The following is a 13,105-nucleotide window of genomic DNA, read 5'->3' as shown; positions in this document are numbered from 1 at the left end:
ATGCGGGATGAATGTTAAACTGCCGCCACTATTTTTACTGCCCATTCCCCTAAATTAACATCCTCAATTGGACCTATAGATTGAAACACTTACTGGCATTTTTTTAGTATTTGTTATTGAGGTTTTAGCGATAACATATTGGGCAAACGAAACAGAACCCGATTCTGCAATTTCTAATTTATTCACCCTGTTTATCTATCTGAGGATCACTTCATGGCAAAAGTCGCATTTATTGGTTTAGGCGTAATGGGTTACCCCATGGCAAGACACTTACTCAACAAGGGCCATGAGGTCACTGTTTATAATCGCACTTTTGCTAAGGCGCAAGCTTGGGTAGACACCTATGGCGGACGTTGCTGCCCAACGCCCAAAGAGGCTGCAATAGGTCAAGATATTGTGTTTACTTGCGTGGGCAATGATAACGACCTGCGTGAAGTGGTATTAGGGCATGATGGCGCTATTCACGGTATGGAAAAGGGCACAGTGCTGGTTGATCATACTACGGCTTCGGCAGATGTGGCCCGCGAGCTTGCCAAAGTCTTAGCCGAAAAGGGCATTGATTTCCTCGATGCGCCTGTGTCTGGCGGTCAAGCGGGCGCCGAAAATGGCGCCTTGACTGTGATGGTTGGTGGCGATGAAGCGGTATTTGAGCGTGTTAAACCCGTGATTGAAGCTTTTGCCCGCTGCGCCGAGCGTTTAGGTGACGTCGGTGCTGGCCAGTTAACTAAGATGGTGAATCAAATCTGTATCGCGGGCGTGGTACAAGGTTTAGCGGAAGCGCTGCAATTTGCCCGTAAAGCAGGGCTCGATGGCGAGAAAGTCATTGAAGTGATCAGCAAAGGCGCGGCGCAAAGCTGGCAAATGGAAAATCGCTACAAGACGATGTGGGGCCAAAGCTATGACTTTGGTTTTGCCGTCGATTGGATGCGTAAAGACTTAGGCATCGCTTTAGAAGAAGCGCGCCGCAACGGTTCACATTTGCCTTTAACCGCTTTGGTGGATCAATTCTATTCAGAAGTGCAGGGCATGGGCGGTAACCGTTGGGATACGTCTAGCTTGCTGGCACGCTTAGAAAAAACGGCTAAATAAGCCATCTTGTTTTAAGAGTCGTCTGTTATAAAAATGCTCAGTCCGCATTAGTATCGAACTGGGCATTTTTGTTTGTATCGTTTTTGACTAGGATATTAAGAACTTGGATATTAAATCGTTAGTCTTTCCAACGAATGTGGGTCACTAAACTGTGGGTTTCTCCTGGCGCGAGCACGACTTTATCTTCTAACACATTGGCCGCTTCTAGGCAGACCATGGTCAGATAATCCTCTGGATTAAATCGGCCAAGGCGTTGTGACTTTTCAATCCATGGATTCCATAATACCGCTGATTGGCTGTTTTCACGGCTGACTTCGATTATCCCCTGCGGCGTATGCAATAACTGCACAGGGCCGAGTTCGGTATAGACACGATCTGTCTCGCGATCAAACAGCACTTCATCCGTGGTTTGCGGATAAGGCCCCTCGGCAAATTCGATGTATTTTGAACCACTAAAACCGCTGGCCTTGAGTTGGTGGATATCCTCAATCGGGAAATAGCTGTGCAGCGCTTGGGTAAGCGTGACGGTTTCATCGTCTAAGTTGGTATTCACAAGGCTAATGCTTAGGGTATCGCCTAGGGTGAATAACATGCTGACCTCAGTGTTATGCGGCCAATAGATTTTATCTTGCTCACTGATTTTTAAGCTAAAACGTAAATCCACTAACTGATTACGCATTTCTACCGATTCCAGCGCCCAAATACGGGTTCGGGCGAAACCGTGTTGGGGAAAGTTCGCTTCACTACTCATGCCAAACCAAGGCCAGCATACGGGGACACCGCCACGGAGACCATTACCGGGTTGATAATCGTCAGCCGATGAAACCCACAGCAAAGGTGGTTTGCCTACGGGTTGAAAATAGTCGATTTGCGCGCCCTGCAAAAAAATTCTTGCCTGACATAACGCCGTATTCACTTCGACATAATCAAGCCCGTTAGCGTGCTTTTGAGTAGTGACTGAACCCATAGTAACAATATCCTTAACTCTGCTGCATATCAGAAAAACAGGCAGTTAGCTTACAAAGTTTTCCGCTATAACATAAGGCTTTGTTGCGATCAATTTACGGTTTTGCTGTTCGTTTGTGTAAACAAAAGTCACTGTCCTTGGGTTCTAGTGCTTCCTTTTTCAACAGATTTAGCTAAAGTGGTCAAAGCATCAAAGTGGTCAGATCACTTAAGTTGAGTTGTAGTCTAACAAGAAAAGGGAAGCGATTATGCCAGTCTATCAAGCGCCGCTGCGCGACTATCAATTTATCCTCGATGAGATGTTACATATTTATCAGCAAGATGCACTCAAGGGGTTCGATGAAATCGACCCAGATCTTGTCGATGCGATCCTGCAAGGTATGGCCGACTTTAGTACTGAAGTGATGTTACCGCTCAATAGTGTCGGCGATCTGCAGGGCTGTAAGTTGGTCGATGGTAAGGTGATTACGCCTGAGGGTTTTGATAATGCCTATCGGCAGTTTGTTGATAATGGCTGGCCGACGCTGACCTGCGATCCTGAATATGGCGGCCAAGGTTTACCCGAAGTGGTGGGGATTTTTGCCACTGAGATACAAACGGCAACCAATATGGCCTTTGCCATGTATCCCGGTTTGACCCATGGCGCCTATGCCGCCATACATGCCCACGGCAGTGACGCACTCAAGCAAAAATATTTAAGCAAATTAGTCAGCGGTGAATGGACGGGAACCATGAACTTGACTGAGTCCCACGCCGGTACTGACTTAGCCTTATTACGCACGAAAGCTGTGCCAGTATCTGAAGGTGTTTTTGCTATTACCGGCGAGAAAATTTTTATCTCCTCAGGCGATCATCAACTCACCGACAATATAGTGCACCTCGTATTAGCCCGTTTGCCGGATGCACCTGAAGGCGTGAAGGGCATATCTTTGTTCGCCGTGCCTAAAGTATTAGTGAATAACGATGGTAGTTTAGGCGCGCCGAACACTTTATATGCCAGTGGCCTTGAACATAAGATGGGCATTCACGGTAACTCAACTTGTGTGATGGTGTTTGAAGGTGCGCTGGGCGAGCTTGTCGGCGAGCCACACCAAGGACTGCGCGCCATGTTTACTATGATGAACCAAGCGCGTTTAGGGGTTGGTGTGCAAGGACTGGGCGTCTCTGAAATCGCCTATCAAAATGCGCTGGCCTATGCCAAAGACAGATTACAGAGCCGCGCTTTAAGCGGTGCCAAAGCCCCAGAAAAAGCCGCCGATCCGATTTTGGTTCACGGCGATGTGCGCCGCATGTTGTTGTCGCAAAAAGCCTTTAATGAAGGCGCAAGAGCCTTAGTTGGACAACAAGCTTTGTGGCTAGATGAAGCTGAGCGTCATACCGATCCCGTCAAAGCCAAAGTTGCTTCCCAATTAGCGGCACTGTTCACGCCAGTGGTGAAAGGTTTTATCACTAACCGTGGTTTTAATGCCTGTGTCGATGCACAGCAAGTGTTTGGCGGACATGGTTATATTCATGAGTGGGGTATGGAGCAATTTGTGCGTGATAGCCGTATTGCACTGATTTATGAAGGCACTAACGGCATTCAAGCGTTAGATTTAGTGGGGCGTAAGTTGCTTAGCGATCGCGGCGCGGCCATGCAGCAATGGTCGGCGTTAGTGACTGAGTTTATTAAGTTACATAGCACGAATGCGGCGATGCAACCCTATGTGAGCGGTTTAATGGATTGTGCGGGTGATTTGCAAAAGGCCAGTGGTTATTTAGCTGCACAAGCTGCGACCAATCCTGACATTATCGGCGCAGCATCTATGGCTTATCTGGAGTTGTTTGGGGTGACGGCGCTGGCGTGGATGTGGGCCAGAAGCGCCGCGGTGGCATTAGCTGCACTGGAGCTGGGCACTGAAGAAACCGCATTTTACCAAGCTAAATTGAAAACGGCCGATTTCTATATGGCTTACTGGGCGGTGCAAGGTCGCAGTCTGCGTAAGCAAATTGAGCAGGCGAGTGAGATGCTAACATCGCTTGATGAAAGTATTTTTTAACTTAGTTTCTTTAAACATTTTAAGAGCCAGCATTAGCATGCTGGCTTTTTTTATTGAGAGTTTTGCAGGTTGTTTTAGTGAGAATTATTGAGAATTTCACTGACTTTATATAGACAAAGAAATGGTCTATTCGTGTTGTGGTGAGAATGGCGTCGTTAAGGTCAACCTTATCTTTACAATTGCAACAAAACTCCGTGGATGTAAATTTAAATGAGAATTATTGTCATCTTTGCATCAGACTTTATAATGACGACCAATTTAATATGACAAGGGTAAACCGCAGGTTTGCTCAATATTTTGGGGTATCTTGTGAAATCTCGTTTCGCCTATTCATTAATCGCACTCGCTTTAGCTCAACACTCTTGGGTGTTTGCCACTGAAAAACCAATAAAAAATGACATCGAGCCTAGCTCGGATACGGTTCAGTCTGATGTTATTCCTGCTGCTGATGCTTCTGAACCTGACGCTAAGTTAGTGACGCCCGAACGTATTGCTGTCCATGGCCGCGCAATGCAAATGTACGTCGATAAAGAAACAACGATTGGTACTAAGACCGCGATTAATGTGATGGAATTGCCGCAGTCGGTGCAAGTGCTGACCGAGCAGTTAATCGTCGACCAAGCGGCGCGCAATATTACCGATTTATATCGCTCAATTGCGGGCGTGAGTGAGTTCAGTTATTCGGGCGTGACCTTTCGCGGTTTCCGCGACGATGCCAACGTCTTCTATGATGGGGTAAGGGGCGATCCCTATTCGGGGTTCTCAGTGCCACAACTCTTTAATGTGCAGCGGGTTGAAGTGCTAAAAGGTCCAGCATCCGCACTTTATGGTGGCGGTGAACCCGGTGGCATGATTAACTATGTCACTAAAAAACCAACCTTTGTCGAGAGCAAAGAACTGACATTAAGCACCGGCAGCGAGGATATGATCGGTGGCTCGCTGGATTTCACCGGCGGCCTAACCCAAAATCTCGCCTATCGTTTTGGCGCCTATTATCAGCAGGAAGATAGCTTTCGCAATAATGCCGATAGCCAAAATGCCGAAGTGGCGGGTGGGTTACTCTACGAAATCAGTGATGATACTAAGCTCACCACCACTTTCGATATCATTAAGCAGGACTTAGGCGGTAACCGACTTCGCGGTGTTCCCGTCGATGATGCGGGCAATTTCCTTGTCGCGCCTTCCTATAATGCCAATGAGAAGAGTGACTTCCAGAAGATGGATGCACTGGTGCTGCAAGCGATTCTCGATCATCAATTTACCGATAATTTCTCGGTCAAGACTCAGGTCCGCTATCTGAATAATGATTCGGATCAGCAATACCATGAATCGAGAGGTTGGGCGACCTTAGATGCCAATAAAAAGCCCATTATGGGTGATGGCACCATTAAGCGTGAATACCGAGTTCAAGCACGGGCTAATGATGAAATTAGTTTAACCAATGATTTTGTCTACGCATTCGATGCCTTAGGTTTTGAACATGAATTCCTGTTCGGCGGTGATTACCACTACGTCGAAACCGAATATCACTATAAATTGGCGACCTCTAACGAGGGTGTCGGTAACCTGAATATTTTTGACCTTAATTATGGTGAAACCAACCCAAGCACTTATAACCTAAAAGATAAAAATACCGATGGTATACGCGCTAATCGCTATGGCGTTTATGTGCAAGAACATCTGCACTTTAATGAACAGTGGTCATTGATCGCTGGGCTTCGTTTTAGTCAGTTTGATGAATATGATAAGGCGACGGGTTTTTCCTTCAGCGATAATGCGATAACACCAAGGGCAGGGCTTAATTATCGCCCAATCGATTCAATGTCCTTTTATTTGAATTACTCAGAGAGCTTTAATCCCACATCTTTAACCAATCAAGCTGAGAATATTGGGGATGGTTTCCTCGATCCTGAAACCGGTAATCAAATTGAGTTAGGGATGAAAAATGAATGGCTTGATGGCCAGTTTATGACCACGCTCGCTGTATATCGCATTGAAAAGCAAAATGTTGCCCAAGCTAACCCTTTAGATACTGGCGATGACGATGGTATTCCTGCAATGCTTAATTTTGGTGAAGTGCGCAGCGAAGGCATTGAATGGACGCTGGTGGGGGATTTAACCGATAACCTGACTGTCACGGCAAACTATGCCTATAACGAGACCGAAGTGATTAAAGGGGTGACTGATGACAGTTTAACCAATACCTTCGATAGTAAACATTTTGCCAATGCGCCGCGTCATCAAGCGGGGATATGGACCCGTTACGATATCAATACACTCAATTCGGCGATTGCCTTTGGTATGGATTACGTGGGTGAGCAGTTCAGCCTCGATGGCCAAACGGTGAAGCCCCATACGATTTTTGATATGAGCTGGACAACACAGTGGGATCAAACTCAAGTCCGTTTAAATCTTAAAAATATCTTCGATAAGGAATATGCCGTCAGTGGCTTTAGTGAGCGTAATGGTCATTTCCCCGGTGAGCCACGCAATATCACGCTTGAGCTGAGTCATAAGTTTTAATGTATTGATGTAAAAAGAGCTTGTTCGTTAAGGATGATGAACAAGCTTGAGCGAATGGGCCAATCTTGCGCGAATAATCACCCGTTGCTCTGCCTGTATTCGTGGCTTTTGCGCGGATTAATCCAGTGAGGCTTATCATCTTAATAGTGTTTATCTATTAAGGTGATAGCTTCTATCCGTTATCCTTTCTCGTTTAGCTTGTTTAGACTCGCCTTATATAAATTATTCGATAAGGTTTTCCTATGTACGCCGCCAGCCAGTTAACCACAATAGACGCTCAATCTAACGTTAGCCCACAGGTGGCCCTGATTGCAGAAGGTGGTGGTCAGCGCGGTATATTCACCGCAGGCGTGCTCGATGCTTGGCTCGATGGTGGATTCGATCCCTTCGATTTATTTATTGGCACGTCGGCAGGTTCGCAAAATTTAACCAGCTTTTTAGCTAGACAAAAGGGTTATGCCAAACGCTTGATCCGCGGTTTATCGCGCCATAAACGCTTCTATCGACTCGGTCGCGGGTTAGTCGGCGGCAATGTGGTCGATTTAGATTGGTATTTTGATCAGACGCGACAGGGGATGTTTAAATTAGATCTTAATGCGGCGACGGCCTCACTCGGTCATCGGCAGTTACTGATCACCACCACGAATGCCAGTGATCGCAAGGGTTATTTTTTAAGTCCAAGCAGTAAAAGTCAGTGGCGCGAATTGTTAAAAGCTTCTAGCGCATTACCATTTTTGTATAAACAAGGGGTGAAACTCACGCCTTGGCTGAGTGACAGCGCCTGTAATAGTGACAATGCCTGTAATAGCGACAAGGCTTCTAATAACGGCGCGGCTAATCATAACGCTTCTGATAACAGCGCCTCTGATCACGGTGCAGCATCAAGCGAAGGTATTGATAGTGATTTTTATCTCGATGGCGGCTTAGCTGCGCCTTTACCTGTGCGTGAGGCCTATCGTCGTGGTGCCCGCAAAATTGTGGTGATCCGCACTGTGAGCGAGGATTTTCAGGCGCAATCGGCTTGGGTCCATAAATTAAAATCGTGGATTTGTGTTTCTGGCTTTTGCCCGAAAACCATAGATTATTTAGTGCAACATGAACAAGCCTATCAGGATGAATTGGCGTTTATCGCTAATCCGCCAGAGGATGTGGAGATAGTGCAGATTTTTGCTACTGAAAATTTGCAGAGTAAATTGCTGGGCAGTACCGATACGGATTTACGCCATGATTATCATGCAGGGCTGAGTGCTGGAAAGCAGTTTTTAACCCAAGATCCGATGGCGTTGACGCAGAGGAATACTTATTTTCAAGCTCAAGTGCAAGCCAATGCGCATACTCAAACTCAAACTCATATTCAAGCTCGCTCTCAAGCTCACTCTCAAATCCAGCCACTCAGTGCGTTGTCGGCCTAGTTTGGGTTTGAGTTAAGCCACAATGTTGTGCGTGAGTAAGCAATAAAAGTAAAAAGTATCAAAATACAAAAGCCACCTTAGCGTGGCTTTTGTATTTGTTCGGTAAGTCTGTCGCACTAAGTGCACTTAGGTTGGGGGTCTGAATCAGTTAGTCAACCTAGTTTATGAATCGAGTCCATCAATGTTAGACCATTAATAACTTGCGGTATGCACTGAGCGTACTGCTCGGCCCGATGGGTCGATAATGCCGCGTAAGCTTTCGTCCCAAGCTAGTGCTTCTGGTGTTGAACAGGCGACGGATTTACCGCCTGGAACCGTTTCAGCAGCGCCGCTCAGTGGATAATGTTCCTCAAAGAAGCAGCGATAGAAGTACGCCTCTTTGGTTTCTGGCGTGTTATAGGGGAAGCGGAATTTCGCATTCGCCAGTTGCAAATCATCGACCTGCGCCGCCGCTTGTTCTTTCAAACCGTCAATCCAAGAGTAGCCCACGCCGTCACTGAATTGTTCCTTCTGACGCCACGCCACTTCTTTTGGCAATTTATGCTCAAAGGCTTTACGCAGAATGTGTTTCTCAATACGGCCATCCTTAGACATTTTCGCTTCAGGGTTGATACGCATTGCCACATCCATAAACTCTTTATCGAGGAAGGGCACGCGAGCTTCTAATCCCCAAGCGGCCATGGCTTTGTTGGCACGCAGACAATCGAACAGATGCAGTTTATCGAGTTTGCGCACTAATTCCTCGTGGAATGCCTGTGCGTTTGGCGCTTTATGGAAGTATAAATAGCCGCCAAATAACTCGTCAGCACCTTCGCCCGATAACACCATTTTAATGCCCATAGCTTTGATTTTACGCGCCATTAAATACATTGGCGTGGCAGCACGTATGGTGGTGACATCGTAGGTTTCTAAGTGATAGATCACTTCTTTAATCGCATCTAAGCCTTCTTGGAAGGTGAAATGGATCTCATGGTGAATCGTACCAATGGCATCGGCGACTTTTTTGGCGGCGATAAGATCGGGCGCACCTTTTAGACCGACGGCAAAGGAATGCAACTGTGGCCACCAAGCGTTGGTCTCACCATCATCTTCAATTCTGCGCTTAGCAAAGGTTTGGGTGATGGCGGAAATGATCGATGAATCTAAGCCGCCTGACAGCAACACACCATAGGGCACATCTGACATTAATTGACGTTTGACCGCCGCTTCTAATGCGTCACGCAATTCTTCTTGGCTGGCTGGATTATCTTTAACTGCATCATAGCTTTGCCAATCTCGGCTATAGTATTTAACGGCTTCACCATCCTTTGAATAAAAATATTGGCCAGGTTGGAATTCTTCTACGGTTTTACACACTGGCATCAAGGCTTTCATCTCTGAGGCAACATAGAAGTTACCCGCAGCGTCACGGCCTGTGTATAGTGGGATGATACCCATGTGATCGCGGCCGATAAGGTAACTATCTTGAGCTTTGTCATATAACACAAAGGCGAAGATACCGTTTAATTTATCTAGAAATTCAGTGCCGTATTCTTGATACAGCGCCAAGATCACTTCGCAGTCAGAGTTGGTTTGATAGCTGTACTTATCGCCTAACTGGGCTTTCAATTCTTTGTGGTTATAGATTTCGCCGTTGACCGCGAGGATCAAACTGCCATCTTCAGTCAGCAGCGGCTGGGCACCGTGTTCAATGTCAACAATCGCTAAACGCTCATGGGCAAGAATCGCTTTATCGCTGGCATAAATACCTGACCAGTCAGGGCCACGATGGCGCATAAGCTTAGACATTTCTAGCGCGACTTGGCGCAGTTGTTTGGCATCAGATTGGATATCTAAAATCGAAAAGATTGAACACATAGTACAACTCCCACACTGTCTGTCATTTGAGGATGTCTCAATTGAGGTTTAATGTGCCAGCTATTTAGCGTTTTGCCAAACACTATTTTTGATGATTTATCTATTTATTGGCGATTTTATTGATTTTGATGTTTGCGTTTAATGATTTTATTTGAGAATAATTCATTAGAATTGAGTTATTTTTGATTATTTGTTTTTATTTTTTGATTTGGCGCGGGGAGTTTTAGGGAATTCACAATGTGTTTTGAAAAAGTGTCGATGATAGAAAAACCGCTAAAAAAGACCTTAAACAATGAGCTGTCACGTTTAAGTGTTTTATTTTTAATCAATTAATGCGCCGAGTTTGACATCAAAAAATGGTATAAGCCTATTCATAATGATGTGGTGGGATAGGAATTTAGCGATAACGGCATTTTTTGTGTGCTGAAAACAAAAAGCACGTGAATGGTTCACGTGCTTGTAGGTCTTGTTTGGCGCTTTGGCTGGCGGAGGAGGCGCTTTATTTCGCAGGTGCGACTAGCGGGCGTTAATAAGAGACGACTAACTAAGTTGCCTCTCGTAAGAAGCCACAGACTTAGCCTGTTATTTTGCGTCTGTTACCAGTGTTGTTTTGGCTGGGCGCAGGTGATTAAATTCTGTGCCTTGATAATATCCCGGCCAATCTTTACTGTTGCCTAATGTGCGCGTGACTTGGTAGTAGATTTGCAAGTCTTGCAGCGCGCCACTTAAATCCCAATCTTCACGATATTCATCGCAGACATTGTGATAGCAGCCTTTCATTGTGGCTTGCATCTGGGTTTTATAGGCAGCCGTGGCCTCATCTATGGGATCGCTACCGCCGCCGGCAAAGACTGCGGGTACGCCCAGTTTGGCAAAGCTGAAATGATCTGAGCGGAAAAAACCGCCCGAAGCGGGATTTTTTTCACCCATGGGGATACGATTTTGTTGTTTAGCTGCATCGATAAGGTAGGTTTCTAACTCTGATTTACCTTTACCGACAATGGTAAAGTCTTTGGTTTTACCGTAGATATTGGTGCTGTCTAGGTTTAGCACTGCCACGGTTTTGTCGATCGGATAAAGTGGATTAGCGGCATAATAGCGCGAACCGAGTAAGCCCTGTTCTTCACCTGTGGTAGCAATAAAGGTGACCGATCGGGCTAAACCGTGGCCTTGTTTGACATTATCGACAAGTTGTCTGGCGATTTCTAAAATGCCTGCAATACCCGAGGCATTATCCATGGCGCCGTTATAAATTTGATCGCCTGTTTTCGTTTCATCTTTGCCTATGTGATCCCAATGGGCGGTAAAGAGGATTTGTTCATCGGCTTGTGTGTTGCCGGGAATTGTGGCGACCACATTGTAGCTATTCGCATATTCGGCTTTGTTTTTAAAAGCGATGTTGGCCGTTTGCTCAAGGGGTAAATTGATTGGGCTATCGGCGGCGCGCGCCATTAAATTAGGCAGTGATAAACCCGCTTTATCAAAAATTTGCGTCGCGGCATCTAAGGTGAGCCAGCCTTCGACTTGCACTCGACTATCTTGCTCGGCTTTACTTAGCACCAGATCTTGCTGTGGTCCAGTCCAACTATTCTCTATCACGGACCAAGGGTAAGAGGCGGGCTCGGTATCATGGATAATCAGTGCGCCAAGGGCGCCTTGGCGGCTCGCTTCCTCAAATTTGTAGCTCCAGCGGCCGTAATAGGTCATGGCTTTACCAGTAAATTTCCCTGAGTCAGGGCGAGCAAAGCCGGGATCGTTCACTAAGATCACCGCGATTTTGCCTTTCATATCGAGATCTTGGTAATCATTCCAACCATATTCAGGGGCGTTCACCCCATAGCCGACGAAGACTAATGGTGCGTTCTCAACACGAATACCACCGTTATCGTGGCGACTGTTGAGGACGATATCTTGTCGGTATTTAAAGGGTAACCCTGCCAGCGTGACTTGCTGCGCTTCATCTGCTGTATAGCTCACCATAGGCACAGGTTGTAAAAAGCTGCCTTGGTACGCGCCCTTGAGTCCCATCTCTGTAAAGGCTTTGGTCAAATAATCCAAGGTGAGTTTTTCACCGTGAGTGGTGGGCGCACGACCTTCAAATTCATCGGATGATAGGGCTTTAATATCATTTCTAAAACGTGCTTCATTCATTTGCACGGGTTTAAGTGCGGCACTGTTATTGGTATCAGGTTGTGCCGAATGAGGGCTACAGGCACTGAGCAAGGCTAGCGCGCATAACGGATACAGACGTCGCATAGGTTAATCCTACTGTTGTTTTTGTCGTGTTTTTTAAGGTGATATGACAGTTTATGATGAAGCAAGTGGTGGGAAGCTACAAGGCCGAACACTGTGCAAATATGTTACTTAATGTTGCTTTAGCCTCTGCAATATACCTTTGGGCTGGGTTTATTGCAGAGGTCGATAGTGCTAAGAGGCTCGGTTCATTGTCGAATGATTAAACAACGTCTATATCGCCCGCGCAGGCAAACACATGGTTTGGTCGGAAGGGCTCTTTATCAATATCTTCGAGCTTACTCACGCCGCTAGTGACCAGAATGGTCTCAAGCCCAGCTTGGAAGCCCGCCAAAATATCGGTGCGCATATTATCGCCTATGATCACAGTATCTTCCGAGTGGCCATCAATATGATTAAGCGCTGAGCGAATAATCCAGGCGCTCGGTTTGCCCACGTAGAAGGGTTTTTTACCGGTAATACGTTCGATGGGAGAGCATAGCGCGCCACATGCAGGACTAAATGCTGGGCCGTGAGTATCTGGATTGGTGGCAATAAAGCGCGCACCGCGAGCCACAAAACCTGCTGCCTTATGGATCATCTCCCAGTTATAGGAACGCGTTTCTCCAATAATGACAAAGTCGGGATTAATATCGGTAATGGTAAAGCCCGCTTTGTAGAGTTCATGGGTGAGGGCGCCTTCACCGATAACAAAGGCCTTGCTGCCTTCTTGGTGTTTTAAAAAGTCGGCGGTGGCCATCGCAGAGGTATAAAAACATTCTTCAGGAATATCCATACCGGCAGCACTTAAGCGGTTTTGCAGATCCTTACCCGTTTGTACTGGATAGTTGGTGAGAACGACTAATGGATTGCCTTGCGCTAAAATACGTTGGATAAATTTGTCGCTGCCGGGGATCAGTTTATTGTCGTGCAGTAGTACACCATCGATATCACAAATAATATTTTTCATCTAATAGTCTCTTGTCA

The 13,105-nt window shown here is 46.3% G+C and carries 9 protein-coding genes; 5 read left to right on the top strand and 4 right to left on the bottom strand.

Annotation, left to right across the window (positions count from 1 at the left end):
- Positions 1-213 precede the first annotated feature (213 nt).
- Complete coding sequence (locus tag SPUTW3181_RS12735; protein ID WP_011789721.1) at positions 214-1,089, top strand: NAD(P)-dependent oxidoreductase; 876 nt, start codon at positions 214-216, stop codon at positions 1,087-1,089.
- Between the two features lie 118 nt (positions 1,090-1,207).
- Here the strand turns inward: SPUTW3181_RS12735 and SPUTW3181_RS12730 are convergent, their stop codons facing one another.
- Entirely contained in the window at positions 1,208-2,056 is an 849-nt protein-coding gene (locus SPUTW3181_RS12730) for a D-hexose-6-phosphate mutarotase (RefSeq protein ID WP_011789720.1), read from the bottom strand.
- 247 nt (positions 2,057-2,303) lie between these two features.
- Here SPUTW3181_RS12730 and SPUTW3181_RS12725 point away from each other — a divergent pair, with 247 nt between their 5' ends.
- From SPUTW3181_RS12725 to SPUTW3181_RS12715, 3 genes are all read left to right on the top strand, one after another.
- Entirely contained in the window at positions 2,304-4,094 is a 1,791-nt protein-coding gene (locus SPUTW3181_RS12725; protein ID WP_011789719.1) for an acyl-CoA dehydrogenase C-terminal domain-containing protein, read from the top strand.
- 309 nt (positions 4,095-4,403) lie between these two features.
- Positions 4,404-6,617: a TonB-dependent siderophore receptor gene (locus SPUTW3181_RS12720; protein ID WP_011789718.1), complete on the top strand. Its 2,214-nt coding sequence runs from the start codon at positions 4,404-4,406 to the stop codon at positions 6,615-6,617.
- A 242-nt stretch (positions 6,618-6,859) separates the two neighbouring features.
- A complete protein-coding gene (locus tag SPUTW3181_RS12715) occupies positions 6,860-8,029 on the top strand; it encodes a patatin family protein (RefSeq protein ID WP_011789717.1) in 1,170 nt (389 codons plus the stop codon).
- Positions 8,030-8,221: 192 nt separating this feature from the next.
- Here the strand turns inward: SPUTW3181_RS12715 and asnB are convergent, their stop codons facing one another.
- Positions 8,222-9,886: an asparagine synthase B gene (asnB, locus tag SPUTW3181_RS12710; RefSeq protein ID WP_011789716.1), complete on the bottom strand. Its 1,665-nt coding sequence runs from the start codon at positions 9,884-9,886 to the stop codon at positions 8,222-8,224.
- Between the two features lie 582 nt (positions 9,887-10,468).
- Positions 10,469-12,142 (bottom strand): M28 family metallopeptidase, encoded by a 1,674-nt coding sequence (locus tag SPUTW3181_RS12705; protein ID WP_011789715.1) that lies wholly within the window; start codon positions 12,140-12,142, stop codon positions 10,469-10,471.
- A gap of 53 nt (positions 12,143-12,195) precedes the next feature.
- Here SPUTW3181_RS12705 and SPUTW3181_RS21865 point away from each other — a divergent pair, with 53 nt between their 5' ends.
- Entirely contained in the window at positions 12,196-12,345 is a 150-nt protein-coding gene (locus SPUTW3181_RS21865) for a hypothetical protein (protein WP_157037392.1), read from the top strand.
- Here the strand turns inward: SPUTW3181_RS21865 and SPUTW3181_RS12700 are convergent.
- Positions 12,342-13,088 (bottom strand): HAD-IIA family hydrolase, encoded by a 747-nt coding sequence (locus SPUTW3181_RS12700; RefSeq protein ID WP_011789714.1) that lies wholly within the window; start codon positions 13,086-13,088, stop codon positions 12,342-12,344. The two genes, SPUTW3181_RS21865 and SPUTW3181_RS12700, sit on opposite strands and share 4 nt — an antisense overlap.
- Positions 13,089-13,105 lie beyond the last annotated feature (17 nt).

The organism is Shewanella sp. W3-18-1 (assembly GCF_000015185.1).
In the GTDB taxonomy this organism is placed as follows: Bacteria; Pseudomonadota; Gammaproteobacteria; order Enterobacterales; family Shewanellaceae; genus Shewanella; species Shewanella putrefaciens.
This window is presented reverse-complemented; position numbering and strand designations above follow the sequence as displayed.

Coding starts and splice junctions, on each gene's coding strand:
- SPUTW3181_RS12735 (WP_011789721.1), top strand. CDS start 214: ATGGCAAAAGTCGCATTTATTGGTTTAGGCGTAATGGGTTACCCCATG.
- SPUTW3181_RS12700 (WP_011789714.1), bottom strand. CDS start 13,088: ATGAAAAATATTATTTGTGATATCGATGGTGTACTACTGCACGACAAT.
- asnB (WP_011789716.1), bottom strand. CDS start 9,886: ATGTGTTCAATCTTTTCGATTTTAGATATCCAATCTGATGCCAAACAA.
- SPUTW3181_RS21865 (WP_157037392.1), top strand. CDS start 12,196: ATGATGAAGCAAGTGGTGGGAAGCTACAAGGCCGAACACTGTGCAAAT.
- SPUTW3181_RS12730 (WP_011789720.1), bottom strand. CDS start 2,056: ATGGGTTCAGTCACTACTCAAAAGCACGCTAACGGGCTTGATTATGTC.
- SPUTW3181_RS12705 (WP_011789715.1), bottom strand. CDS start 12,142: ATGCGACGTCTGTATCCGTTATGCGCGCTAGCCTTGCTCAGTGCCTGT.
- SPUTW3181_RS12715 (WP_011789717.1), top strand. CDS start 6,860: ATGTACGCCGCCAGCCAGTTAACCACAATAGACGCTCAATCTAACGTT.
- SPUTW3181_RS12725 (WP_011789719.1), top strand. CDS start 2,304: ATGCCAGTCTATCAAGCGCCGCTGCGCGACTATCAATTTATCCTCGAT.